General features: G+C 35.1%; 32 protein-coding genes. 28 read left to right on the top strand and 4 right to left on the bottom strand.

Going from position 1 to position 26165, the window contains the following annotated elements; genetic code table 11:
- The first annotated feature begins 79 nt into the window (after window positions 1-79).
- Genes P6N22_RS09510 through P6N22_RS09485 form a run of 6 tightly spaced genes read left to right on the top strand, consistent with a single transcriptional unit; the run spans window position 80 to window position 4040 of the window.
- Window positions 80-541 (top strand): MarR family transcriptional regulator, encoded by a 462-nt coding sequence (locus P6N22_RS09510; protein WP_280332402.1) that lies wholly within the window; start codon window positions 80-82, stop codon window positions 539-541.
- Window positions 538-1101 (top strand): YceI family protein, encoded by a 564-nt coding sequence (locus P6N22_RS09505; RefSeq protein ID WP_280332401.1) that lies wholly within the window; start codon window positions 538-540, stop codon window positions 1099-1101. The genes P6N22_RS09510 and P6N22_RS09505 overlap by 4 nt, the downstream gene beginning before the upstream one ends.
- A gap of 21 nt (window positions 1102-1122) precedes the next feature.
- Entirely contained in the window at window positions 1123-1827 is a 705-nt protein-coding gene (locus P6N22_RS09500) for a pirin family protein (protein WP_280332400.1), read from the top strand.
- A 54-nt stretch (window positions 1828-1881) separates the two neighbouring features.
- Window positions 1882-2178 (top strand): hypothetical protein, encoded by a 297-nt coding sequence (locus P6N22_RS09495; RefSeq protein ID WP_280332399.1) that lies wholly within the window; start codon window positions 1882-1884, stop codon window positions 2176-2178.
- Window positions 2179-2180: 2 nt separating this feature from the next.
- Window positions 2181-3437, top strand: a complete 1257-nt coding sequence (locus P6N22_RS09490) for a SagB family peptide dehydrogenase (protein WP_280332398.1) — start codon at window positions 2181-2183, stop codon at window positions 3435-3437.
- 42 nt (window positions 3438-3479) lie between these two features.
- On the top strand, window positions 3480-4040 hold the full coding sequence (locus tag P6N22_RS09485; protein WP_280332397.1) for a hypothetical protein: 561 nt from the start codon (window positions 3480-3482) through the stop codon (window positions 4038-4040).
- A gap of 14 nt (window positions 4041-4054) precedes the next feature.
- Here the strand turns inward: P6N22_RS09485 and P6N22_RS09480 are convergent, their stop codons facing one another.
- Window positions 4055-5011, bottom strand: coding sequence for a 6-phosphofructokinase (locus tag P6N22_RS09480; protein WP_280332396.1), 957 nt, complete (start codon window positions 5009-5011; stop codon window positions 4055-4057).
- A gap of 112 nt (window positions 5012-5123) precedes the next feature.
- Between P6N22_RS09480 and purH the strand changes: the two genes are divergently transcribed.
- Window positions 5124-6659 carry a bifunctional phosphoribosylaminoimidazolecarboxamide formyltransferase/IMP cyclohydrolase gene (gene purH / locus P6N22_RS09475; protein ID WP_280332395.1) on the top strand — a complete coding sequence of 512 codons (1536 nt, stop codon included), beginning with the start codon at window positions 5124-5126 and terminating at the stop codon, window positions 6657-6659.
- Between the two features lie 46 nt (window positions 6660-6705).
- Here the strand turns inward: purH and P6N22_RS09470 are convergent, their stop codons facing one another.
- Window positions 6706-7800, bottom strand: coding sequence for a methyl-accepting chemotaxis protein (locus tag P6N22_RS09470; protein WP_280332394.1), 1095 nt, complete (start codon window positions 7798-7800; stop codon window positions 6706-6708).
- Between the two features lie 108 nt (window positions 7801-7908).
- Window positions 7909-8406 carry a SprT-like domain-containing protein gene (locus tag P6N22_RS09465; protein WP_280332390.1) on the bottom strand — a complete coding sequence of 166 codons (498 nt, stop codon included), beginning with the start codon at window positions 8404-8406 and terminating at the stop codon, window positions 7909-7911.
- Window positions 8407-8498: 92 nt separating this feature from the next.
- Here P6N22_RS09465 and P6N22_RS09460 point away from each other — a divergent pair, with 92 nt between their 5' ends.
- A complete protein-coding gene (locus P6N22_RS09460) occupies window positions 8499-9389 on the top strand; it encodes a DnaJ C-terminal domain-containing protein (RefSeq protein WP_280332388.1) in 891 nt (296 codons plus the stop codon).
- A 14-nt stretch (window positions 9390-9403) separates the two neighbouring features.
- Window positions 9404-9778, top strand: coding sequence for a helix-turn-helix transcriptional regulator (locus P6N22_RS09455; RefSeq protein ID WP_280332386.1), 375 nt, complete (start codon window positions 9404-9406; stop codon window positions 9776-9778).
- 7 nt (window positions 9779-9785) lie between these two features.
- On the opposite strand, the gene murA is transcribed toward P6N22_RS09455, so the two are convergent.
- Complete coding sequence (gene murA / locus P6N22_RS09450) at window positions 9786-11048, bottom strand: UDP-N-acetylglucosamine 1-carboxyvinyltransferase (protein WP_280332384.1); 1263 nt, start codon at window positions 11046-11048, stop codon at window positions 9786-9788.
- Between the two features lie 143 nt (window positions 11049-11191).
- On the opposite strand from murA, the gene P6N22_RS09445 reads away from it, so the two are divergent.
- From P6N22_RS09445 to P6N22_RS09355, 19 genes are all read left to right on the top strand, one after another.
- A complete protein-coding gene (locus P6N22_RS09445; protein WP_280332382.1) occupies window positions 11192-11404 on the top strand; it encodes a hypothetical protein in 213 nt (70 codons plus the stop codon).
- Window positions 11405-11476: 72 nt separating this feature from the next.
- The gene (locus P6N22_RS09440; protein WP_280332380.1) at window positions 11477-11902 is read left to right on the top strand and encodes a hypothetical protein; all 426 of its coding nucleotides are present in this window, start codon (window positions 11477-11479) and stop codon (window positions 11900-11902) included.
- Between the two features lie 2 nt (window positions 11903-11904).
- A complete protein-coding gene (locus tag P6N22_RS09435) occupies window positions 11905-12417 on the top strand; it encodes a hypothetical protein (protein ID WP_280332379.1) in 513 nt (170 codons plus the stop codon).
- Window positions 12411-13073 carry an exonuclease domain-containing protein gene (locus P6N22_RS09430; RefSeq protein WP_280332376.1) on the top strand — a complete coding sequence of 221 codons (663 nt, stop codon included), beginning with the start codon at window positions 12411-12413 and terminating at the stop codon, window positions 13071-13073. The genes P6N22_RS09435 and P6N22_RS09430 overlap by 7 nt, the downstream gene beginning before the upstream one ends.
- A 3-nt stretch (window positions 13074-13076) precedes the next feature.
- Window positions 13077-13454, top strand: coding sequence for a hypothetical protein (locus tag P6N22_RS09425; RefSeq protein ID WP_280332373.1), 378 nt, complete (start codon window positions 13077-13079; stop codon window positions 13452-13454).
- Window positions 13455-13633: 179 nt separating this feature from the next.
- Window positions 13634-13807 carry a hypothetical protein gene (locus P6N22_RS09420; RefSeq protein ID WP_280332372.1) on the top strand — a complete coding sequence of 58 codons (174 nt, stop codon included), beginning with the start codon at window positions 13634-13636 and terminating at the stop codon, window positions 13805-13807.
- Window positions 13797-14396: a 16S rRNA (guanine(966)-N(2))-methyltransferase RsmD gene (gene rsmD / locus P6N22_RS09415; protein WP_280332370.1), complete on the top strand. Its 600-nt coding sequence runs from the start codon at window positions 13797-13799 to the stop codon at window positions 14394-14396. The genes P6N22_RS09420 and rsmD overlap by 11 nt, the downstream gene beginning before the upstream one ends.
- A 37-nt stretch (window positions 14397-14433) precedes the next feature.
- Window positions 14434-15480, top strand: a complete 1047-nt coding sequence (locus P6N22_RS09410; protein ID WP_280332369.1) for a flagellar basal body P-ring protein FlgI — start codon at window positions 14434-14436, stop codon at window positions 15478-15480.
- On the top strand, window positions 15480-15785 hold the full coding sequence (locus P6N22_RS09405) for a rod-binding protein (protein ID WP_280332367.1): 306 nt from the start codon (window positions 15480-15482) through the stop codon (window positions 15783-15785). The genes P6N22_RS09410 and P6N22_RS09405 overlap by 1 nt, the downstream gene beginning before the upstream one ends.
- 74 nt (window positions 15786-15859) lie before the next feature.
- Window positions 15860-16060, top strand: coding sequence for a flagellar biosynthesis anti-sigma factor FlgM (locus P6N22_RS09400; protein ID WP_280332365.1), 201 nt, complete (start codon window positions 15860-15862; stop codon window positions 16058-16060).
- Between the two features lie 31 nt (window positions 16061-16091).
- Complete coding sequence (locus P6N22_RS09395; RefSeq protein WP_280332363.1) at window positions 16092-16520, top strand: hypothetical protein; 429 nt, start codon at window positions 16092-16094, stop codon at window positions 16518-16520.
- A gap of 1 nt (window position 16521) precedes the next feature.
- Window positions 16522-18402, top strand: coding sequence for a flagellar hook-associated protein FlgK (gene flgK / locus P6N22_RS09390; protein ID WP_280332362.1), 1881 nt, complete (start codon window positions 16522-16524; stop codon window positions 18400-18402).
- 5 nt (window positions 18403-18407) lie between these two features.
- Window positions 18408-19208, top strand: coding sequence for an ABC transporter permease (locus tag P6N22_RS09385; RefSeq protein WP_280332360.1), 801 nt, complete (start codon window positions 18408-18410; stop codon window positions 19206-19208).
- 10 nt (window positions 19209-19218) lie between these two features.
- A complete protein-coding gene (locus P6N22_RS09380) occupies window positions 19219-20262 on the top strand; it encodes an AI-2E family transporter (protein ID WP_280332359.1) in 1044 nt (347 codons plus the stop codon).
- A 54-nt stretch (window positions 20263-20316) separates the two neighbouring features.
- Window positions 20317-20886: an aminodeoxychorismate/anthranilate synthase component II gene (locus P6N22_RS09375; protein WP_280332357.1), complete on the top strand. Its 570-nt coding sequence runs from the start codon at window positions 20317-20319 to the stop codon at window positions 20884-20886.
- Window positions 20883-22076 (top strand): hypothetical protein, encoded by a 1194-nt coding sequence (locus P6N22_RS09370; protein WP_280332355.1) that lies wholly within the window; start codon window positions 20883-20885, stop codon window positions 22074-22076. Before P6N22_RS09375 ends, P6N22_RS09370 begins: the two co-directional genes overlap by 4 nt.
- 89 nt (window positions 22077-22165) lie before the next feature.
- Complete coding sequence (locus P6N22_RS09365) at window positions 22166-23503, top strand: ATP citrate lyase citrate-binding domain-containing protein (protein ID WP_280332353.1); 1338 nt, start codon at window positions 22166-22168, stop codon at window positions 23501-23503.
- A 9-nt stretch (window positions 23504-23512) separates the two neighbouring features.
- The gene (locus P6N22_RS09360) at window positions 23513-25327 is read left to right on the top strand and encodes a citrate/2-methylcitrate synthase (protein WP_280332351.1); all 1815 of its coding nucleotides are present in this window, start codon (window positions 23513-23515) and stop codon (window positions 25325-25327) included.
- 81 nt (window positions 25328-25408) lie between these two features.
- On the top strand, window positions 25409-26050 hold the full coding sequence (locus P6N22_RS09355; RefSeq protein ID WP_280332349.1) for a type II secretion system protein: 642 nt from the start codon (window positions 25409-25411) through the stop codon (window positions 26048-26050).
- The last annotated feature ends 115 nt before the right edge of the window (window positions 26051-26165 follow it).

Below are 26165 nucleotides of genomic sequence, written 5' to 3'. Positions count from 1 at the left end.
ATTTACAATATAATACTAGTTAGTAATATTTATAAGATATTAGTACTAGTTAGTAGTATAATTTTTCAAAGGCTAAGTTATGAAATTAAAAGTTAAATCTTACGGAGAACATCAAGACAAAGTTCTCAAAACTGTTTTTCAGTTACATCGTACGGACAACAGATTGGTAACGGATGAAGCGAAATACTTTTTAGAACATGGTCTGACATACAACCAGTTTAAGGTTTTAGAGGTTCTATACCACCGCGGTAATTTAAGTATAGGTGAGATTACAAAACTCACACTATCTACACCGGGAAATACAACCGTTGTTGTGAAAAATCTCAAAAGAGATGGTTGGATCAGCTCTATTCAAAATGAAAAAGACAAAAGAAGTTTCTGTTTATCGTTAGAGCCAAAAGGAAAAGAGATTATTGAAAATATTTTCCCGGGGCATATAAACAACCTTGTTGAAAAGATGGATGTTTTAAGTGATGATGAACTAGATACGCTCTATAAACTTTTGAGAAAAGTGCAAAAACACGAAAAGGATCACAAATGAAAAAGTTATATGTAGCTTTTATAGCGTTAATGTTAGGTGCAGGTGTATTGTTTGGTGCAACGTATAAAGTTGATCCGGTACATACAAACGTAATGTTTAAAGTAAAACACATGATGATAAGCCACGTAACTGGAAAGTTTGAAAAATTTGACGGTTCATTTGAAGTTAATGGCAATAATCTTATAGCTTTAAAAGGCGAGATTGAAGCGGCATCTTTAAATACGGACAAAAAAGAGAGAGATGAGCATTTGCGTTCAGCAGATTTTTTCGATGTGGCTAAGTATCCGAAGATCACTTTTGTACTTGATCATGTAGACGGAGACAAAGCATACGGAAAACTGACAATTAAAGACGTAACAAAAGATGTCGTACTTGATTATGAGTTTGGCGGTGTTATGAAAGATCCATGGGGACAAACAAGAGCAGGGCTTACTTTAGAAGGTAAAATCAACAGAAAAGATTTTGGTTTAAAATGGAACAAAGTTCTTGAAACAGGTGGAGTACTTGTAGGCGATACCGTAAAAATGGAAGTGAGTGTAGAAGGAATTCTACAACAATAACAGAAAAAGAAGGGAGAAATTATGCTTAGAAAAATAGCTAAGGAGGAGTTATTCTTCTCCGATAAAGATTGGCTGCAAAGCAGGTTTCATTTCTCTTTTGCCGAGTATGTCAATCATAGTAATGTAAACTTTGGGGTACTTCGGGTTTTAAATGATGATCTGATCAAACCTCAAAGCGGGTTTGATATGCATCCCCACCGTGATATGGAGATTGTTACCTATATCATTGACGGGGAGCTGACACATAAAGACTCCATGGGCAATGAAGAGATTTTGACCCGCGGTGAAGTACAGTATATGAGTGCCGGGACAGGTGTATACCATTCGGAGTACAATAATCATCCAAGTAAAGCTCTGACACTATTGCAGATTTGGATCTTTCCTCCGCAAAAAAATCTGCCTGTTTTGTACGGTTCCCATAAATTTACAGAGCAGGAGAGAAAAAACAAACTACTAAATATTGTTTCCTCTCAAAACTCCGATGCACCGATAAAACTGTATCAGGATGTCAACTTTTATGTAAGTGAATTGGATGCTGGGGAAAGTTTGAACTTTGACTTGAAGCCTGAGAGACAGGTGTATTTTACTATGATCGAGGGTGAAGCAGTTCTTAATGGTGTTACTTTAAAAGCTCACGATGCCTGTGAATGTGTCGATGAGGCAAACCTTAATATAGAAGCGGTATCTAATAGTCACTTTTTATTTATAGAGATGCAAAAGTTGTAGACAGGTATAATTCATGCATATACTCTTTAAATAGTATAAAATAAAGAGTAAATTATGACTGAGTGTTTGTTGCAAATATGTGAGACATTTGAAGAAACAATAGACTTTCTTTCAAACAAGTCTCATGAAAAAGAGAAAAAAATCACAAAGCTTTTTTTTGATTTTTTAGAGTGCTTTTCAGCTTTAAAAGAAGAAAAGCTGGAATTTCCGAAAGAGTTCCAAAACGATGTACGATTATACAGAGAAGGCAACGCACCATTAGTAAAAAAATTTGAAGATATAGAGATCCGCTATTTGATGTTAAGCGATTTTTATGACTTTTGCAGATTAACAAAAAGGTACGTAAAGTAAAGATGCCGATTTTTCACCAACAAACAAAACATTCTTACATGAGCGTTAGAAAAAATGCCCACTTTTTAGACTGGCAGTCGCAGCCGACTAACCACAAACTCTATCCTCATTTCAATCAACGTTTTAAAATAGAAGAGTATGAAGAATTAACAGACCTTAATCTCATAGGGGGTATCACTTTTGAAAAGTCTTATCCTGACGGCGTGTATCATCTAAGATCGGTTCCGAGTGCAGGAGGGCTTTTCCCTTTTGAGGTTTATATCCAAGTACGTGGAATAAAAGGTTTACTTGACGGTATATATCATTATGAACCCCACCGTGCATCACTAACACTTTTACAAGAAATTGGGCGTGACGGTGTAGAGCATTATTTTAAAGACTCCCTCAAACAAAAAGGCTTGGTGTTTCTAATATCTAGTGTCTACTTCCGCAGTTCTTGGAAATATAACGATAGAGCAATACGCTACATACTGCTTGATGTAGGACATCAGTTGGGAGCAATATACACGGCATTGTCATTAATGGGTAGGGAAAACGAATTTGTTTTTGATTTTGACAAGCTTTCTCTCAATGAAGTATTCGGTTTTAGAGATGACGAGATGTTTATGTGCAGTGTCCGTAGTTCCGAAGCAAGTGAGACGAGTATAGACAAACTCAGACAAGGATTGCCTTTTGTAAGTGGATGCGATTACCTTGAAACAAATAGGTTTATTGAAGATGCATACAAACAAAGTGCTGTGTATGAAGAGCCAAACTTCAATCCGCCTAACTTTTTTGAAAATATCCCTAAAGAGCAATTGCGTCAGGCTATTGTAAATCGCCGTTCTATCAGAGCATTTCGTGCACAGCCGATGAGTGATGAAGAATTCTGGTTTATTATGGGCGGACTTTTCCAGTTTGCCAAAGAACACGCGATCGATATCTATTACACGGCTAATCTGGTTACAAATATGTCACAGGGACTTTATAAAAACGGTGAACTTTTGGAAGAGGGGGATTTTAGAAGTAAATCACGCTATCTGGCACTGGAGCAAAATCTTGGAGGGCAAAGCGGTGTTACTTTTTTCTTTACTTCCAATGAGGCTAAAAAGTATCAAAAAGTTAATATTTTAAGTGGTTTTCTTGCTCACATAATCTATATTCGTTCAGAACTTATGGGAATAGGATGTAGTGGAATAGGTGCATATTATGATGATGAGTGTAAAGAGTTCCTGCAAACAAAGAACAATATTCTTTATCTTTTAGCAATCGGTCGCTAGGGAACACTAAATGTAATTCGTTTTGAAAAAAAAAGGATTACAATGTCTAAAGTATTAGATTTTATCAAAGAAAATGAGTTAGCATGGCAACCGTCATATACAGGTGCTGTTGGAAGTTTAGAAGGATACCGCGGTGCCTTAATCGTTGAGCAAGGAAAACAGATTTCACCTGATAGAAAACTACCTCCGAAAATTCAAGCAAGACAAGTAATCATGGTATGTGATGATGAAAAAATGAAATTTCTTACTTGTGAACTTGAAAGTTTTAACGATTTCAAACCAATGTACGAAAAATATAAAGAATTTTTTACTCCTGAGGGTATTTATGTTTTATATGTAACAGACTTAGAAGGAAACGGTACGTTTGAATATGACGGAGTTACATTTACTGCATATGTTCTAGATGAAAGTTCTGTATGGAATGAGATCCTAGAATTACTTGATCTTGACAAAGGTGATTTGAAAAAACTGGACGCTGAAGAAAAAATTGAAGCTGTTTATGATGAGGTTGTAGGCAGTGATACAACTGATGCAAAGAAAACTTATGAAGAGATGTGTGAACTTATCGGTGAAAGTTCTAAGCAGCTAATGGGTGCAGTGTAAGCGATTTGCTTACACTACGACAAACATTGTAATAGTTCTGGATCAAGTTCTTTTTTATGTCCTGTAACATAATCTATACTTTTTAGATTAAATCCTGTTTTGTCATAGCAGACGATTGATTCTTCTTTTCCAGACATTAATGCATCTATTGCATAATGTATAAATTTATAGGCCATTAAACGATCATGAGAACTTGGATTACCTCCACGCTGAATATGACCAAGAACGATGGTACGAGTCTCTATCCCAATCTCTTTTTCAAACCAGTCGGCAATCTCTTGCGCATCTTGTTTGATTCCCTCAGCAATAATAGTCAAAAAGTATCTTCTTCCGTGCATAAGTTGTTTTTTAAACTCATCTACATAAAGCTCTAAGTTATACGGTACTTCAGGTATCAAACAGAGTTCACTTCCTGAAGTTATGTGTGAAACTAATGCCAAATAACCACAGTCTCTTCCCATTGTTTCAATAACAAATGCACGTTTGAATGAAGCCGCAGTGTCTCTGATCGCATCAATAGCTGTCCTAATCATATTTAAAGCTGTATCAACTCCTAAAGAGTATTCAGTGCCGTGAATATCATTATCGATTGTAGATGGGATACCGCAAAATTTTACACCGTGTTCTTTATAGAAAATGTCTAATCCACGGAATGAACCGTCACCTCCGAGAACAATCAGCATCTCTATCTTATGTTTATCGAGGTTTTTCTTTGCTATTTTTCTATATTTTTTTTCTAAAAAGCGATCGCTTCTTGCACTCCCTATGGTTGTGCCGCCCTTTGTAATGATCCCTGCTACATCCGCATAGGTTGCTTTTTCGATATTGTTGTCTATTAAACCTTCATAACCGTCATAAATGAAGTAGGGCGTTAAACCTTGTTTGAAAGATGCTTCGACAAAGTGTTTCAGTGCCGGATTCATCCCAGACACATCACCGCCGGAACATAAAATTGCTATATTTTGACTCATATAAACCTCAATGCAAGTATATAATAGAGTATTTTAGCAGATTGTTTCCGCTTCATCAAATCATAATATAAGTTTTGATAAAATTCCATTATATTTTTTTTCAAGGTAAGTTATGAAAAGAGCATTAGTAAGTGTAAGTGACAAAACTGGAGTAGTTGATTTTTGTAAGTCGTTAGTAAAAAACGGATATGAGATAATCTCTACAGGTGGTACTTTCAAACTTTTACAAGAAAGCGGTGTGGCTGCTATCGAGATCGATGAGATCACAAAATTCCCTGAGTGTTTCGAAGGGCGTGTTAAAACATTAAATCCATACGTTCACGGTGGGATTTTACATAGACGTGATAAACAATCTCACTTAGATCAAGCAAAAGAACTTGGTGTTGAGCCGATTGACTTAGTGTGTGTAAACCTTTACCCATTCAAAGCTACAATAGAGAGAACTGATGATTTCGATGATATTATCGAAAATATTGACATCGGTGGACCAGCAATGGTTCGTTCTGCTGCGAAAAACTTTGATTCTGTATTAATCGTTACAAATGTTGAAGATTACTCTGTAGTAATCGATGCAATCGAAAACGAAAAAAATACAAAAGATTTCCGTCGCGGTTTCATGATCAAAGCATATGAGCATACAGCTGCGTATGATTCTATGATCGCAAACTACATGAATGAAAGATTCAACGGTGGTTTCGGTGAGAAACAATTCATCGTTGGTGAAAAAGTTATGGATACTCGTTACGGTGAAAACCCTCACCAAGCGGGAGCTCTTTACGAGTTTGACAAACATTTCTCAAACAATTTCAAAACACTTAAAGGTGAGGCAAGCTTCAATAACCTAAACGACTTAAGCGGTGCTGTTAAAATCGCTTCTGCTTTCGGTGAAGAGAATGCTGTATGTATCACTAAACACGGTAACCCATGTGGTTTTGCAATCCGTGACAATCTTGTAGACGCATATGTTGAGGCTCTTAAATGTGATCCTGTTTCAGCATTCGGCGGTGTTGTAGCTGTAAACGGTGTTGTAACAAAAGAGTTAGCTGAGAAAATGAATGAAATCTTTTTAGAAGTTATCATTGCTGGTCGCATCACTGAAGAAGCTCAAGAAGTATTTGCTGCTAAAAAACGTATCAAACTTTTCGAGATGGGTTCAGACAGATTAGTTCTTGCAAATGACAAAAAAGACTTCAAACACGTTGACGGCGGTTTTGTATACCAAGATGCAGACAAAGTTAACGATGACGAAGTTAAAAATGCAAAACTTATGTCTAAAAATGCTGCAACTGCAGAAGAGATGAAAGACCTTGAGATAGCTTACAAAGTTGCTTCACTTACAAAATCTAACTGTGTAGTATATGTAAAAGATGCTGCAATGGTTGCTGTTGGTATGGGTATGACTTCTCGTGTTGACGCTGCTCAATGTGCACTGAAAAAAGCTAAAGAGATGGGTCTTGATGTAAGCGGATGTGCATTGGCATCTGAAGCATTCTTCCCGTTCCGTGACTCTATTGATGCTGCAGCTGCAGCTGGTGTTAAAAATGTAATTGAACCGGGCGGTTCTATTCGTGATGAGGAGATTATTGAAGCTGCTAATGAATTTGGTATGAGCCTTTACTTCTCAGAAGTTCGTCACTTCTTACACTAAAAACTCTCCAAGATAAAACCTTTTGGTTTTATCTTATTCTTCTATTTTAATCTTTATCATGTAAAATCGTATCTAAGATGTTAAATACGGAATCACTTCCTTTTTCCATCTCTTCAAACGCTGCTTTTAACGCTTGTAAATCAATACTTTCATCTTTAATCAGATCAAATACTTTGTGAGTACCGTTATGTACTATTGCATGTGGGGCTTCAAGTTGTGAGTAGTGAGATGTATGTGAGAATGCTTCTTTACCTTCACCTTCATAGTACCATTTTCCTAGTCTACAGTTGTGATGGTCAACAAATGCAAACTGCTCTTTTTGAGTAACGGCTGAGAGATAAGTGTTCACTTTCCATAATACATGGTCAAGTTTTGCCAAAGACATAAAGACACGATCTGTAGTATAGTTGATATCTTTAAATGCATTTTTCATCTCGTCCATATTTTCTTGAAGCTTGTTGTCTACTTCGGAAATAAAGTTACTAGCGTTGTCAACTTCTTCTTGAATCTGTCCTGATTGTTCTGAGATACTGTCTACGTCTTGTTTCATAGTTTGAAGAGAGATATTGATCTCACTTACAGCTTTATCTGTACGATCAGCAAGTTTACGAACTTCATCGGCAACAACGGCAAAGCCGCGTCCGTGTTCACCGGCACGTGCAGCTTCTATGGCAGCATTTAATGCCAATAAGTTTGTTTGGTCTGAAATATCTTTAATAAGTTCTAATATGCTTGTTATGTCATTTGTACGTTCTGCAAGTCCGGAAACAGTATGAAGCGAATTTGAAGATACTTCATTTAAAGCATGCAGTTTTTTAACAATGTCTTTAGTGTCATCACTGATAACATTAATGTTGGTTAAAAGTCCATGTGCACATTGCATAGTAGTTTTAGATGTAGTAACTGATTCTGCCATATTCCCTTGAATATCAACTAAATTTGCTTTGAGTTGAGCATTTTGCATCTGCATTAAAGTATCAGCTACACTGCTGCACGTTTGCGGTGCAGAGTTTTCAAGTTGTTGTTGTAATTGGTGAATCTGATGTTTTAAATCATCATTCTCACGTTGTAGAGCACTATTTGTATTTTCCAATGCTTCTATACGTTTTAAATCTGTGTCTGAACTTCCAAAGAAACCCATAACGTCTCCCTTTTATTTGAGGAATTTGAAATATTATAGCATAGAAAAATCTTAAAGTTACAAATCAAATGAACATATGAATAAAGTATTTAAACCTTATTAGCAGAGTTAATTAAAAGGTAATTTACCATTTATAATCTCCTCATGATTAACATATTGTTTACACTCTTTGCCACCTAAATCTATACAAACAGAGTGCCATTTTTGTGAATGTCCTTGCTTAGATTCATTCAAGTATCCTTTTTGCATAAGTAAGGCATGAGCGTATTCATGAGGGATCACTTCATCAATAATATAGTCAAAACTTTCCTGCATAACATTTTTGTTGAGATAGATTGAAATATGACCATTTTCGTATGCCGTAACACCATAAAGTTTTCCTTGGAGTTTGTCAGTAACTATGAGTGGAAACTTATAAACAAAGCCGTAATGAGATTTCATGTTTTTTAAAACTTCATTTTCTTTATTTTTGATAGAAATTTGATAACTTTGAGGTAGAGGATTATGTTTGAAACTATAAGTGTTGTAGTAGTTATAGGCTAGTATGGAACTGAAGAAAAGTATAATAAAAAGAAATGTAACTTCTAAAGGTTTATTGTTAAACATGTTTTTAACCTTGATTGACATTGACTCAAGTCTTGTGCTATAATTAAACTTAGATAAGAAAACTATAAACTATATTAACAGGATAACAAATTATGAGTAAATCATTATATGAAACATTGGAAATTTCAGACAATGCTACTGAAGCAGAGATCAAAAAAGCTTATAGAAAGCTTGCGCGTCAATACCATCCGGATGTAAACAAATCTCCGGAAGCGGAAGAAAAATTTAAAGAGATAAATGCTGCTTATGAAGTATTGAGCGATAAAGAAAAAAAAGCACAGTATGACCAATTCGGTGACTCTATGTTCGGTGGACAAAACTTCCATGACTTTAGTCGTGCACAGGGTTCTAATGTAGATTTAGACGAGATATTACGTCAGATGTTCTCAGGCGGCGGAGGCTTCGGCGGCTTTGGCGGAGGCGGATTTAGTTCCGGCGGCTTTGGCGGCGGCTTCGGTGGCGGTGGAGGATTCCATCAAGAACCGAATCTTGATATAGAAACAAGTGTGACGATTCCCTTTAGTGTATCTATCTTAGGCGGTAGCCATTCAGTAAGTGTACAAGGGGATAGATTTGACATTAAAATCCCGGCAGGTGTAAAAAGCGGTGAGAAGATGCGTGTTCGTGGAAAAGGGCATGCTCAAAGAGGAAGAGTAGGGGATCTATTTTTAAAAATCACAGTAGCTCCTTCACCTGAATACACAAGAGAGGGTGATGACCTGACAAAAACTTTTGATGTACCTCTTCATGCAGCACTCTTTGGTGACAAGGTCTCAATTCAAACACTGGAAAAAGAGATCAAACTCAAAGTGCCTCAAAACACGAAAAATGGACAAAGCTTCCGTGTAAAAGAGATGGGAGCAATGAACAGAAAAACGAATAAACGCGGTGACCTTTATCTTAAAGCAAATATTGTTTTACCTAAAGTTGAAGATTTAGATGAAGACTTAGTAAAAATGATGCAAGATAAGTTGCCGAAATAGATTAAGGAGAAAACATGCACCATTATGACGAACCGGTTTATTTAATAAGTATCGTTGCAAAAATGCTAGACATTCATCCTCAAACACTGAGACAGTATGAAAGAGAAAATCTTATCTGCCCTTCTCGTTCAGACGGTCGAATAAGACTCTATTCACAAAGAGACGTTGATAAGATTAAGATGATTTTACGTCTCACACGTGAACTGGGTGTTAATATTGCAGGTGTTGATATTATCCTGAGATTAAAAGAGGGTGTTGATGCGATGGAAAAAGAGATTGCAGAATTGCGTCATGAAGTGCAGCGTGCAAAAAATGCACGTTCAGTATCTCCCGATAAAGCACTTGTAACAAAAAGAAGTACATACGAGATGATTATTTTTGAAGAGTAGACAGTCGCTACTCTTTTAACCTATCTACTTTCGCTCCAGCATTTTGAAGTTTTTTCTCTAAAGAATCGTATCCGCGATCAAGATGATAAATACGATGAATGTTTGTTTCCCCTCTGGCAATTAAAGCAGCCAGTACCAGTGCCGATGAAGCTCGTAAGTCTGTAGCCATAACATCAGTACCACTTAAATCTGTTTTACCGTTTACAGTAGCGATATGACCGTTTAATGATATATCTGCACCCATACGTTGAAGTTCACTTACGTGCATAAATCTATTTTCAAAAAGTCTCTCTTCAATGATAGAAGTTCCGTTTGCCTGAGTTGCAAGAGCCATAATCTGTGCCTGCATATCAGTTGGAAATGCAGGGTACTCTTGTGTAATAACTTTAACTGGTTTGATCTCTTTTGCAGGATAGATAGTTATGGTGTCTTGTGTAATTGTAAAACTAAATCCCATCTCCTCAAGTTTGCCTATAACCGCGTCAAGATGTTTTGGCTCAACATCTGTAATTGTAAGTTCAGAGTTTGTAATTGCACCTGCACACAGATATGTACCTGCTTCAATCCTATCAGGGATAATTGAGAAATCAGGCATATCGAGAAGTTCACCGCAACTACCTTGAATTTTCAATACTGATGTACCGATACCTTCAATTTTAACGCCGCTAGCATTTAAAATTTCACAAAGTTGTACAACTTCAGGTTCACGAGCAGCGTTTACGAGAATTGTTTCGCCGTGGGCAAGAGCTGCAGCCATGACAATATTAGCAGTACCTGTAACAGTGATCTTATCAAAGATGATTTCACATCCTTTAAGACCGTTGGGAGCTTTTGTCTCTACGTAACCGGCTTTGATGTCTATCTCTGCACCCATTTGCTCTAATGCTTTTAGATGAAGATCAATAGGACGTTGACCAATGGCACATCCACCCGGAAGAGAAACCTCACAGTGCCCAAAACGTGCTAGAGTCGGTCCTAGAACTAAAATAGAAGCACGCATAGTTTTGACTATGTCATAAGTTGCTCTTGTTTCATGCATTTTTGCAGTATCAACAGATACATGATGTTCGTTAAATTCACACTCCGCACCGAGGTTGCTTAAAAGTTTTAAAAGAGTTTTAATATCTACAACGTCTGGAAGATTTGTAATGTTGAGTTTGTTTTTAGCGAGAATCGTCATCGCAATAAGAGGAAGCGAAGCATTCTTCGCACCTGCAATTTTTATTGTGCCCTTGAGGGACTCTATCCCTTCTATCTTTAAATAATCCATCTTGCTCTTTTATAGTTTATATAATTGTCTCATTATAGCTGAAAATCGATTAATTTACCGTTTAGCATTTACCCGATTATATTGAATATTGTTACAAAGGAATAGATAGTGCAGCGTAATGTAATTATTAAAAAGGAGATACAATGAGTTTTAATCCGGATGATTTTTTTAGTACGACTACGGTTGAAGATATAGTGCCTAAATTTCCACATTTATCAGAACTTGACTATTCAATTGAGAGTCTAAACGATGAGCTTGTAAAAGTCAATTATGAGATTACTTCACCTGAATATAAAGACTTCCTTTATAGCGATATTAAAGATTATTATCACTTTGAAGTTGATACTATAGTTTAATATCTTCCAAGTGCTACTAATATTAACCTTTTAGAAATTTATATTGTATAATTTTAAAAGAAGGAATAATATATGAGTTCAGCATTAGACCGATTAAAAAACTTAACAAATAAAATATCTATATCAAATTATGAACTTGCAAGAAAAGAAAATCTTGCAAAGTTAAAAGAGCTCTACAAAGAGATTGGAATAGACCAAAAAGTACACAATTTTGAAGATCTTTTTGAGTTTAAAGCTATTAACCTCTCTGGGGCTTCTCTGCAGATCGAAAATTTGGGTGAGATTAAAGAGGGTCGTTATCTACAGGTTTTGGCAATAGCATATGACAAGACTGCTAAGGTGAAAAGCAAAAATATCTCTTTGGGCTATTTTGGTAGAGCAGAAAACGTTGATATCGAGTTTAAAAACAAAGTAGTAGAGTTTATTATCCGTTACAGATTTGAGAAAAGTTTTATGACTCTTGAACATTATCATACAATGCTCGGACAGTTCTCCTAAATATGAAAAAATTTTATTTTACGCTTTGGTTGTTCTGGGCTTTTAGAGTGATAGTGGAGAGTATTGTTTTAGCTGTAGTCCTATCATTAATAATAACGACTGTTCTTTATATAAAACAGGGGTTTGTTCCCCTAGAACAAGAGGTATTGAATGCGCTTTTTGAACTTTTTAATTTTTGGTTTTTGATCACTCTCAATTTTGCAGTCTTGATTGCTTTATTTCGAAGTGTTAAATATATTTTTAACAGATGTTTTGCAGGGTTTACTTTCAAGCTTTTATCGTGCCCAAATAAAAAAGAGTATATAGATGTGATCGGATACGGAGACCTCGTCAAGTTTTGGCGAAAGTGGTTTATGCTTCTTATATGGCTGACTGCTGCATTTATGATCATAAATCTTATCCTGTTTGATTATTATAATATCTATGTATTATATGGGGCTATTTTACTTTCAGGCTATTTTTCTTTTATTTTTATAGGTGTAAGATGTAAGCAAATCAGGATTGTAAAATGCTAGTGTTTTTAGATTTCAAAGCTACAGGAAATGAACTTGACGATAAGATTTGTGCGGTTAGTGTTTTAAGCGGCGAAGATTACTTTACAGAACTGATTAATGAAGGGAAAAAAATTACACCGGAGGCTTCAGCATATCATCATATAAGTAATCAGCACATTAAAGAGAAAGGGACTTTTCTTCATAGTAAAATATACCAGTTTTTACAAGAATTAGATGATAAAAGTGTAGTTGTCGTACATGATTATGAATTTATTCGTAATTTACTGGAACCTTTTGGTGTAGGTATTGCGGGACAAATTATAGATACAAAGCGGATTGCAAAACATATTATAAGCGATATTGATAGATTTGACTTACAATATTTACGCTATGAATTACAGCTTTCGGATGAGAATGAACCTATATATAAGCCGTTAGAAGATGTAGTTATGATAAAATCTCTTTTTGATTATCTTCTTGAGAGTATCTCACAAGAGCAGATGTTTGAACTCAGTTTTCAAAATGTGTTACTTCAAAAGTTTAGTTTTGGAAAATACAATGGAAAATATATAGAGGAGATCGTGCATAGCGATCCTCAATATCTGCATTGGATGTTGTCACTAGAGAATTTAGATGCAGATTTACGATATTCGATCGAGTATTATTTACAAGGATAGTTTATGAGAGTAGCCGTTGAGTGTTCATCTCCGTTATTACAAAAGTCTTTAGAACTTTTTTTGGGAAAATATTTAGACTCAAGCAAAAAAAGTGACATTATTATAAGGGATACAAAGTGTTTAAACGATCCCAAATGTTTTTATATAGCAAATGATGAAGAAGCAGATCTCATAAAGCCTTTCTCAAAGTCGCAGCTGATTTTGGCATTGGAAAAAAGATATGAAGCAATGAGCCCAAAAGAGCAACAATCTAAGCAAAAAGAAGAATTTTTTGAAGATGATGGTTTGGATTTTTCAATTTTGGAAAAACGAATTGAATCTTTGACAAATGAATATAAAGAAAATATTTTAAGAGCAGTAAAAGCATTTTATGAAAAGTAACAAATTAACAAAAAAAATTGTAGCGGGAAAATATAAANAAATATTTAGACTCAAGCAAAAAAAGTGACATTATTATAAGGGATACAAAGTGTTTAAACGATCCCAAATGTTTTTATATAGCAAATGATGAAGAAGCAGATCTCATAAAGCCTTTCTCAAAGTCGCAGCTGATTTTGGCATTGGAAAAAAGATATGAAGCAATGAGCCCAAAAGAGCAACAATCTAAGCAAAAAGAAGAATTTTTTGAAGATGATGGTTTGGATTTTTCAATTTTGGAAAAACGAATTGAATCTTTGACAAATGAATATAAAGAAAATATTTTAAGAGCAGTAAAAGCATTTTATGAAAAGTAACAAATTAACAAAAAAAATTGTAGCGGGAAAATATAAAGGAAAAATATTAGAGCTTCCTTCAAAAACAACAACAAGAAGTTCAAAAGCGATAGTGTTAGAATCATTTTTTAATACTCTGCAGTTTGACGTAATAGACTCGAATTTTGTTGAGGTATTTAGCGGCAGCGGTTCAATAGGACTAGAAGCACTCAGCCGTGGAGCGAAAAAAATTTATTTCATGGAAAAAGACAGAGATGCTTTGAGAGTTTTGAAAAAGAACATAGCACAAACAGATCCGAGCAGCTGTGAAGTTTTCGGCGGAGACAGTTTTGTAAATATCAATGCAGTTGTTTCCTCTTTAAAACGCCTAAACGAAGATGCTTATATCTATATAGATCCACCTTTTAGTTACAGAGAGGGGATGGAAGATATTTATGATAATACTATGCAGCTTATTGAAAATCTTCCAAAAGAAGTTGTAAGAATGATCATAATTGAACATATGAGTGCTCTAAAAATACCGGAACAAATCGGTATATATACAACAAAAAAAACAAAAAAGTTTGGGAAAACCAGCTTAACTTACCTAATATCTGACGAATTGGAATAAACTTTGCTTCATTCTTCTTAACAACTTAGGGGAATGAATGAAAATACTACTAACATTTATACTTTTTTTATCATCACTATATGCTACTAAAATCACTGATGTTTCAAACATCGTCGGAGTAAGGGAAAACCAGATTATCGGCTATTCTCTTGTAGTCGGTTTGAAAAAAACAGGTGACGGTACTACTTCAAAATTCACCCTTCAATCTATCGCTAACATGCTAAAGGCGATGAATATCGATATGAATCCAGTAGATATTAAATCTAAAAACGTTGCCGCAGTTGTAGTTACTGCAAAACTCAAACCTTTTGCAAGACAAGGGGATAAATTTGATGTTACGGTTTCTTCGATTGGTGATGCAAAAAGTTTAGAAGGCGGTACACTTCTTATGACACCTTTAAAAGGGGTAGACGGTAAGATCTATGCTTTAGCACAAGGACCGCTGAGTATTGGTGGTATGAATCAAAGAGGTGCAGGTTCTGAATCTCATCCAACTACAGGACTTGTATTTAACGGCGGTTTGGTTGAGCGTGAAATTAATATTGACCTTTTTCACCAGGAATATGCGACACTATCATTAAAAGAAGCCGGATTTTCAAACGCAGTATCGGTTCAAAATGCGATCAATCAGCATTTTAATACACAAGTTGCTGTCGCAATCGATTCGAGAAGTGTAAAATTAAAACGTCCTCAAAACCGTTCAATGATTGAATTTCTTGCAGAGGTTCAAAATGTAGATATGGCATATAAACCTCAAGACAAAATTGTAATCAACGAGAGAACTGGTACGATTGTAGCTGGTGTTGACATAGAGTTAAAGCCTATTATGCTGACACACGGGGATATTACTATTAAAATTGTTGAAGAGAATGATATTACTGCACCTGAAGGCTCTATGACTGTAGATAAAAATATGGTTATAGGGATGAATGATAACCAGCTTTATACGAAAAAAGGTACGACGACGGTTGCCAATTTAGTACGTTCACTGCAAAAATTGGGTGCTACACCTAAAGATATCATAGCTATTTTAGAAGCAATGAAAAGTGTCGGCAGTATTTCAGCTGAGCTGGAGGTGATCTAATGAGTTACGGATTGAATGCGTTACAGGCTCAGGCACAGTTAGTTACTCAAAACAAAGATATCCCTCAGATCAATACGAAAGTAGAAGACAAAGCATTAAGAGAGCAAACAGATGCATTTGAAGCGATTATGGTAAAAATGCTTATGGATAATGCTATGAAAGATGAAAACAATATCTTCTCTTCACAAAATGATCCGGGTGATAAGATCTATAAATCTATGTATAGAGAAGAGCTTTCAAAGGCAAGTGCAGGAAGCTTTGGTTTTTCTCAGATGCTCTATGATTATTTATCGCAAAAAAAATAATATAAATAGTTTAGAAAATTATAATTCTGCCGATATAGCTGTTAAGAAAATGTTTAGATGACAAAGGAAAAATTATGATTTCAAGAGTAAACAGCTCTGTTGCGCAGAATATTTATGCTAAAAACGCATCAGAAAACAAAGTAAAGGAAAATGTTGGTACTGAAAATGCTAAAGATAGCAGTAAGGTAGAACAACTCAAAGAGTCTATAAACTCTGGCGAGTACAAAGTAGATTTATCATCGTTATCTAAAAAAATGGCGGATGAACTACTTTAAAAAATAGTGAATCAAATCAGGGGATGAAGATATGTTAACTCATCATTTAAAAAGTGCTTTAGAAGATTTAAAAGATCTTATACAAATTACTAAATCAGATATTGAAGATATTAAAGCAGCACAACATGATCCCCAATTTGAAAGACTTTCTATTAAAGATGAAAAATTAAAAAGTTTTGAGTCTAAAAAAGCGATGATTGATTATGAAATTTCATCGCTTATGACACAAAATCCAAGTGTCGATCTTCCTCAACTACTTAATGATGAACAGCATGCGTTATTAGATCAATTAAAAGAACAATTATCTGAACTTAGAGAAGTAAATAAAGAGTATGCAAAGTTAGTTGTTATTGTAAGCAATTTATATAATGATTTTCTAGAAAAACTAGTACCGACTGAGATGCAGGGCTATAATAAAGTTGCATCAAAAGATTCTTCAATCTTGGAAGTGAGAGTATAAGATGGCTAATTTATTTAATACATTAGGTATAGGTTACTCGGGACTTTCAGCAGCACAAGTAGCTATCAATACGACAGGTCATAATATTGCTAACGCCGAAACGGAAGGCTATACACGTCAAAGAGTTATAAACGAAGCTGCTATACCTCTTTCTACAACATCTGGACAAATTGGAAACGGCGTACGTGTTTTAGATATAAAACGTGTATTTGATAATTTTGTATTTGATAGATATGCATCAGTTTCAGCTGATAAAGAGTACAGTGATTTTGAGATGAAAACGCTTGAAGAATTATCAAGTTATTTTCCTGAAATTGACGGTGTAGGTATAAAAGCCGATCTTGCAGCATACTACGATATGTGGCAGACATTTGCAGATAATCCGGATAACGATGCTATTAAAATAGCTTTGGCAAAACAAACGGAATCGTTAACAAACCACATAAAAGACACGCAAGACCAAATAATTGCTTTACAACAAGAAGTGAATAGTCAGCTTGAACTCAATATCAATCAAGTGAATGAAATTGCAGCACAAATTGCTGAACTTAATTTAAGTATTGATACTGCAGAATCTGCAGGTACATTTGAGGCAAGTGATCTAAGAGACAAAAGAAATGTACTTGAAAGAAGTTTAGCAAGACTTATCGGTGCAGATGTAAATCAAGGGCAGCTTGAAGCTAATATACAAATTGATAGTAATTCAAATACGAAAACAGGAAGTTATACTATTTCTGTAAATGGTTTTAATATTGTAGATGGAAGCACTTATCACCCTCTTCGTATAGATAAAACAAAAAGTGAATATGGTTTTTTTGAAGTCTCATATGAGCGTCAAGATGGAACACTGATCCCTTTAGAAGAAGAATTAAACGGTGGTAAAATAGGGGCTATTTTCGATCTGCGCGGTAGAGCTTTAGATGATACGACAGGAATGCCTACAGACGGTATTATACAAACGGTTGTAGCACAGTTTGATGCTTTTGCAAAAGGCTTGATTGAAAGCACTAATAATTTATATGCTCAAAGTAATACAACATCAATGCAGTCGAATATTGTGCCTCTTAACGTTGGTGATGCACTACTAAGTTCAAATTTGAATATTCACGAAGGTGCTTTTGATGTTATTATATATGACGTTGACGGTAACGAAGTAGCAAGAAGAACAATAAATATCGATGCCGGTACAACAATGTCCGGTGTAGCAGGTTCAAACTCTATACAAGCTCAGATTACAGAAAATAAAGATGATAACGGAGATCTAAACGGAAATAACGATGTAGATGATTTTATGCAGTTTAATTTTCAGCCTTCAGCAACGGGTGAGCTTCGTTTAGAATTAAATATAGATGCAGCATCTAAAGCGCAAGGGTATACTTTTTCAATTGCCGATAATTTAAAAACTAATGAATTCTCATCAGGTTCAAATTTTGCAGGTGCTATCGGTCTTCATAGATTTTTAGATGGAAAAAATGCACGTGATATCAAAATCAATGCAGATCTGGCAAATAATCCTACGACAATCAGAGCTGGATATTCTACATCAAGCGGTGACAATAGAGTTGCTTTAGATATGGTACAACAGCAATTTGAAAAGTATGATTTTGCTGTAGGTCGAGATAACTACAACAGTTCAATTTACGGAATGTTTGATGTAAGTGCTACATATGTAGGGATTACAACAAATAGTGCAATCAGCCGTAATGAAACAATCAGTACTCAATTTAATGCGACGGAACTGGAATATAACTCTATTACGAAAGTAAGTATAGATGAAGAGATGACAAATCTTATAAAATACCAAACTTCTTACGGTGCAGCTGCAAAAGTGATAACAACTGTTGATCAAATGATGCAAACACTACTTGGAATTAAGCAGTAGTGTAGATGCCGGTTTTCAGTAGCCTCATTCTCTTTATTTTATTCTTTTTCTCTTTTTTTGGTTCGTTTTTTTACACTGTAAGCCCATATGAACTGAATCCACAAGCTATCTTGGAAGCTCCTTCTTTGATGCATGTATTGGGTACGGATAGATTAGGGCGTGATATTCTAGCTCGATTGATTGAAGGTGGAAAAGTCTCTTTAATTATAGGAGTAGGCAGTGCTTTAATCGCATCTTTCATTGGTCTTATATTAGGTTCACTAGCAGGATATTTTAGAGGTACAGTTGATAAAACATTTGTACTGGTAGTTGACCTGTTTCTTACATTTCCTACATTCTTCTTACTTTTAGCATTGGTAAGTTATATGAATGCTTCTATTTTTGTCTTAATTGTCATTATTTCTATTACGGGCTGGATGACAACAGCAAGGCTAATACGTGCCGAGAGTTTCAAGATAGGATTTCAAGGCTATATCAAAATACTAAACATTGCAAATGTCTCAAAATTAAAAATTCTTCTAAAATATTATGCACCGATTTTAGCCCCTATCTATTTTGTGAGTTTTACATTTGGAGTAGGGGGAGCCATTCTTGCAGAATCGGGTCTTAGTTTCTTAGGACTTGGTATTGTTGCACCTCAAATGAGCTGGGGGACAATTTTAAGCGGTGGAAAAGATGTTGTAGAGATTGCATGGTGGGTAAGCTTTTTTCCGGGTCTTTTTATATTTTTAGTGACATTCTCACTTATTAACATCTCGAATTATCTACAACAAATAACCAATCAGAAAGATATTCAAACTACTTAAAGGAAGAATAATGAAAGAGAAGCAGATAGGATACTATTTTATAGTACTTGCTAGTGTTGTTGTTGTTTTGGCAGGGATTAAAAATGCTTCTTCAATCATTGTTCCTTTTTTACTTTCTGTTTTTATTGCAATTATATTGGCACCGACATTCACATACTTAAAATCAAAAAAAATACCTTCATCACTTGCTCTAATTGCAGTACTTGGAGTTTTTTTACTCGTTGTATTATTTGTCGTGAAGCTTATCTCTACATCTGTATACCAATTCAGTGTAAATGTAGATGACTACACAGAAAAACTAGTGATATATTATGAATATATCGCAAGTTTTTTACAATCTTTCGGCTACAGCATATCTATAGAATCTCTTTCAGAAATGCTCAATGCTAAGCAGATCATGAAATTTGTCTCTTCGATGGTTCAAGGTGTGGGTTCACTTTTTACAAACGGCTTTGTAATCATTTTGACAGTGGCTTTTATGTTGTTGGAGTCAGAAACTTTTATAAGAAAAGTACAAGTGAGTTCTCAAGACTCGTTAGAGCATATAGAGGAGATTTTTCATAAGATTAAACACTATATGGTTATTAAGTCTTTGATCTCTTTTGCAACCGCTTTTGTAATTTATATTGCCTTACAGCTTATAGGGACAGACTATCCTTTCCTTTGGGCTGTTCTTGCATTTTTACTTAATTTTATTCCAAACATTGGTTCAATCTTAGCGGCAGTACCTGCAGTGCTAATCTCACTTGTACAATTAGGCTTTATGAGTGCTTCTATCGTTGCAGGTGTATATGTACTAGTAAATATTGTCATAGGATCTATAGTTGAGCCAAAAGTGATGGGTAAAGGTCTGGGTGTTTCCACTTTAGTTGTTTTTCTGTCTTTAATTTTTTGGGGATGGTTACTTGGAATAGTTGGAATGTTTCTTTCAATTCCGCTTACAATTATGGCTAAGATTATTTTTAATGCCAACGAGAAGACAAAGTGGCTGGCTTTAATGCTTGGAGATGGGGATAATTTACAAAAGAAAGATCCTTTAATTATAAAACAATAGTAGAATATGTATAATACGTTTAAAATACGTATTATATATTTAGGAAACAACTAAATGATTTTAATGATAGATAACTATGACAGTTTTACATACAATATAGTTCAGTATTGTCGTGAGCTTGGAGCTGATCTAAAAATTATCCGTAATGACGAGATGAGTATTGAAGAGATCGAAGCGCTAAACCCTGAAAAAATTATTATCTCTCCCGGTCCGGCTTCACCTGATGAAGCAGGTGTGACCTTAGCGGTAATAGAACACTTTAAAGATAAACTTCCAATACTTGGAATTTGTTTGGGGCATCAAAGTATTGCTCAGGTCTTTGGTGGAGATGTAGTACGTGCAAAAAATATGATGCACGGTAAAACTTCAACGATGAAACAGCATATTTCTTGTGAAATTTTTAAAGATTTACCAGAAGAGTTTATTGCAACAAGATACCATTCTTTGATTGTAGATAAAAATACCTTGCCAGAAGTGATTGAACCTACAGCATATTCTACAGACGATAATGAGATTATGGCTCTAAAAATAAAAGATAAAGATATATACGGGGTGCAGTTTCACCCTGAATCTATAATGAGTCAGTACGGACATGAAATCATAGGAAACTTCTTAAAACTATGATGCCAAAACTCATCTTATTCTTAATATTGGGAATAGATGTAACTATACTCTTTTTTCAGATAGACAATTTGTCTATCTCTTCGGCAGAAGCCTATGTACTTTATGAAGAACAAAGTTTTTTAAGTACATTTTTCAACTTTTTGATCTCGAAATTCGGCAGTAATGATTACACACTTCGTTTACCTATAATTTTTATCCATCTTATAAGCAGTTTGCTTTTTTATAGTATCTCTGGCAAATACCTGCAACGAACACGGGATAGACTTTGGTTACTTCTTTTATATGTGATGTTGCCGGGAATACTGAGTGCTGCATTAGTATTGAGTCACGCTTTTTTAGTATTATTCGGTTTACTGTTGTTTATCTATCTGGATCAAAGAGTATCTAGCAGGTATACAAATGTTTTATTACTTATCTATGCTTTTATGGATGGTGGTTTTGCATATCTACTTTTAGGTGTTCTCATCTATAATATATTTGCTAAAGATTACAAAAATATAGTTTATAATTTAATTTTATTGGCCATATCAGCTTATTTGTATCGATTACAAATATACGGAGTTCCAAGTGGGCATTTCTTAGACACAATTGCAGTCTACAGTGCTATTTTCTCTCCTATTGTCTTTGTATATTTAGTATATGCCTTGTATAGAAAATATTTGGCAGATAAAATAGACAAGGTATGGTACATTGCAACTACTGCACTTATTTTTTCTTTACTTCTTTCATTTAGACAAAGACTAGATATAGAATACTTTGCACCTTACTTGATGATAGCACTTCCTCTTGCCGCACAAACATTTATACACTCATATAGAGTAAGACTCAAAATGTTTAGAAAAAGATATAAAACCATTTTTGTATTATCTTTTTTATTCCTATTTTTACACACATTACTAGTACTATTTAATAAAAATCTTTATGGTGTTTTGGATAATCCAAAACAACACTTTGCATACAATATGTATATTGCAAAAGATTTAGCCAAAGAATTACACAAACGTAACATTCAATGTGTTAAAACAGATTACAAAATGCAACAGCGCTTAAAGTTTTACGGTATTGAAAAATGTAGGGAATATTCTCTCAAAGAGCTTCCAATAGATAAGAATAAGCCCAATAGTGTAACAATAAGTTACAGTGGTCATACTGTGTATAGGGCATATGTTACAAAAATTCACAAAAAATAAGCTAATTTTATAATTAACCTTACTCTGGAATATAATTGTTAGGAACTTTATGATACAATCATCCCCAAATATCAAAATAGGGAGTTTCTATGGCTCAAAAAGCGATACGAGAATATGACGCGAAGTCGATTTTAGCAAAACATTGGAACAAGTACTTTCCAGACTTTACTTATGCATATGAAACAATCATGGTTCAAAACGGTGCTGAACTAAAAGATGCTGCAAAAGAAAAAGCTTGGTTAAATGAAAAACCACTAGTTGCAAAACCAGATATGTTATTTGGTAAACGTGGTAAAAACGGTTTAGTTTTATTTAAAGACCAAAAACCAGGTGATGTATCTTTAGCAAAAGCTGCATCTTGGATTGATGAAAAATCAGGTGACAAACAATCTGTATACTTTTCATTTGACGGTGACACTCCAACAGGTGATCCAAAAGTAGATATGTTAACTCACTTTGTTGTTGAGCCGTTTACTCCGCATGACCAATCTGAAGAGTACTATATCTCTGCTACATGTGTTGGTGACAACGATGTTCTATATATGTCAGCTGAAGGTGGTATGGAAGTTGAAGAAGGTTGGGATGAAAAAGTTACTGAAGTAGCATTCCCTATTACTGCTACAGAAGAAGAAATAGCTGAAAAAATTGCTGCAAATGTACCTGCAGATGTAAAAGCTGAAGATAAAGAGAACTTTGCAAAATTTGCAATTGGTTTCTTCAGAGCTTACCGTGAATTAAACTTTGCATACCTTGAAATTAACCCATTCGTAATGCAAGGAAACAAAATTGAGCTTTTAGATATGGTTGCTAAGCTTGACGATACTGCAGGTTTCTTAATGAGAGATGCTTGGGGTGATGTTGAATATCCAACTGCATTCGGTATGGAAGAAAAATCTCCTGAAGTATTAGCTGTTGAAGAAGCTGATGCGAAAACTGGTGCATCTTTAAAACTAACTTTATTAAAACCAGATGCTAGAATCTGGACTATGGTTGCTGGTGGTGGTGCTTCAGTTGTTTACGCTGATACTATTGCTGATATGGCAGGTATCGATGACCTTGCTAACTATGGTGAATATTCTGGTGGTCCAACTACTGGTGAAACAAAATTCTATGCTGAAACTTTACTAGATCTTATGACTAGAGCTAAAGATGCTCAAGGTAGAGATAAAGTATTAATCATCGGTGGTGCTATTGCAAACTTCACAGATGTTGCAAAAACATTTACAGGTATCATCCAAGCATTTGAAAACTATGCAGACAAAATGAAAGAAGTTGGTATTAAAATCTACGTTAGACGTGGTGGACCAAACTACGAAAAAGGTCTAAAAGACATTAAAGAAGCTGCAGACAGACTTGGTTTATGGATCGATGTATACGGACCAGAAACTCACGTAACTGACATTGTTAGAATGGCAGTAGAGGCATAAGGAGAAGAAATGGCACAATTATTTACTAAAGATACACAAGCAATTTTTTGGAATAACAACTCAACTGCTATCCAAAGAATGTTAGACTATGATTACACTATCAAAAGAGAAAAACCATCAGTAGCTGCTATCGTAGCACCAACTGCTTCTGGTAAATTTGAGAAGTTCTTCTGGGGTGCTGACGAAGTTATGATCCCAACTTACAAAACTACTGCAGAAGCAAAAGCTGCTCAGCCACAAGCTGATGTACTTTTAAACTTCGCATCATTCAGAACTGCTTATGATGTAACTATGGAAGCTTTAGAAATCGGTGGTTTCAAATCTATCATGATTACTGCTGAAGGTATCCCTGAAAGATTAGCAAGAAAAATGAACCAAACTGCTCGTGATGCTGGTGTTATCGTTATCGGACCTGCAACAGTTGGTGGTATCTCTCCAGGTGCATTCAAAATTGCTAACGTTGGTGGTACAATTGAAAATATCGTAAACTCTAAACTTCACCGTGCAGGTTCTTGTGGTCTTGTAACTCGTTCTGGTGGTTTATTCAACGAACTTTCAAACATTATTGCGATTAATGCTGATGGTATTGCAGAAGGTGTTGCGATCGGTGGTGACCGTTTCGTAGGTTCTGTTTTCATCGATAACCTTCTTCGTATGCAAGATAATCCAGAAGTTAAATATATGATTCTTCTTGGTGAAGTTGGTGGTACTGAAGAGTACAAAGTAATCGAAGCTGTTAAATCAGGAAAAATTACTAAACCAATCATCGCATGGTGTATCGGTACAATTGCTAAATATTATGATTCAGGTGTTCAATTCGGTCACGCTGGTGCATCTGCAAATGCTGCTGCTGAAACTGCTGAAGCTAAAAATAAAGCAATGGCTGAAGCTGGTATCTATGTACCTGCAACTTTCAATGATTTACCGGCAAAAATTGCTGAAGTTTACGGTAAATTAAAAGCTGAGGGTGTAATTAAAGATATCGCTGAGCCGGAAATGAATGTTGTACCAAAAGTTAGACGTTCAAAACAATTCATCTGTACAATTTCTGATGATAGAGGTGAAGAAGCTACTTACGCAGGATTCCCAATCTCTTCAGTTGCTTTACCAAGTACTGGTAAAGGTATCGGTGATGTTATTTCACTTCTTTGGTTCAAAAAACAATATCCAAAATGGGCTACAGATTTCATCGAAACTGTAATCAAAACTGTTGCTGACCACGGTCCGGCAGTATCTGGTGCTCACAATGCGAAAGTAACTGCACGTGCTGGTAAATCAGTTGTTGAATCACTTGTAACTGGTCTTTTAACAATCGGTCCAAGATTCGGTGGTGCAATTGACGGTGCTGCAGAGCATTTCAAATATGCAGACGATAACGGTTTAACTCCGGCTGAATTCCTAAACCATATGAAAAAATTAGGTATTCCGATCCCAGGTATCGGTCACCGTATTAAATCTCTTAAAAACCCAGACCTTCGTGTTAAAGGTTTAATGGATTATGCAGCGGAAAATTTCCCTAAAACTCCATTACTTGACTATGCTAGAACTGTTGAAGCTCTAACTACAAGTAAAAAAGAGAACTTAATTCTTAACGTTGACGGTACTATCGGTATCTTAATGGTAGATATGTGGAGAGCATTAGGTTACCCTGAAGAAGAGATCAATGAATTTATCGCTTCTGGTACACTAAACGCATTCTTCATCGCTGGACGTACAATCGGTTTCATCGGTCACGTACTTGATGAAAAACGTCTTGCAATGCCAATGTATCGCCATCCAATGGACGATATCCTTTACGACGTACAAAAAGCAGAAGAGATTTAATCTCTTCGCTTTACTTCTTTCTTTTTTTCTTCAAATTTTAATTTTCTTCCAAATTCCAAATTTTTACGATATACTAGAAGCATGAAAAAAGCTTTTACTATGTTAGAATTAATTTTTGTAATCATTGTTATGGGTATTTTAGCAGCTGTTATATTACCAAGAATGGAACGTGATCCTGTACGTGAAGCTGCAATACAATTAGTTTCGCATTTACGTTACACGCAACATTTAGCTTTAGTTGATGACAAGTATGATGCAAGTAATAATCAATGGTATAAAGGTAGATGGCAGTTAAGCTTTATAAACTCTGCCAATACAAACAATCAAGAAAGTTATACAATATTTTCTGATAGTGACAATAATGGAAATGCAAATTTAGAAAATGAAATTGCAACAAATCCTCAAGATAAATCAAAAAAATTAACAGGTGGGGATAGTGCAATCAACTATAATGATCCTGAAGCAACAACAAGTGTGAACTTAGGAAGAAATTATGGTATTGCAAATATTGCGTTAACTGCTTCTTGTAAAGATAACGGAAGTGAAAGAATAGCATTTGATCATCTTGGTAGACCTCTCAAAGGTGATTTGTCTACTTATAACTCTCCATATCCGGCAGGAAAACTTATGACAGCTGATTGTAATATTACCTTAACAGGAAATACTGGAAGTGTAATAATAACTATTGCTCATGAAACAGGTTATCCATATATAGCAAATTAGAAAAAACGAAAACTTTTCGGAAACCTTTTAGATTTTAATGAATCTTTAAGGAATAATCCCCTATAATTCCCGTCCACAAACGATGAGAGGCCAACGAAAGAGGGTCAGAATCTTC

It is taken from the genome of Sulfurimonas sp. C5, from assembly GCF_029872055.1.
In the GTDB taxonomy this organism is placed as follows: Bacteria; Campylobacterota; Campylobacteria; order Campylobacterales; family Sulfurimonadaceae; genus Sulfurimonas.
This window is presented reverse-complemented; position numbering and strand designations above follow the sequence as displayed.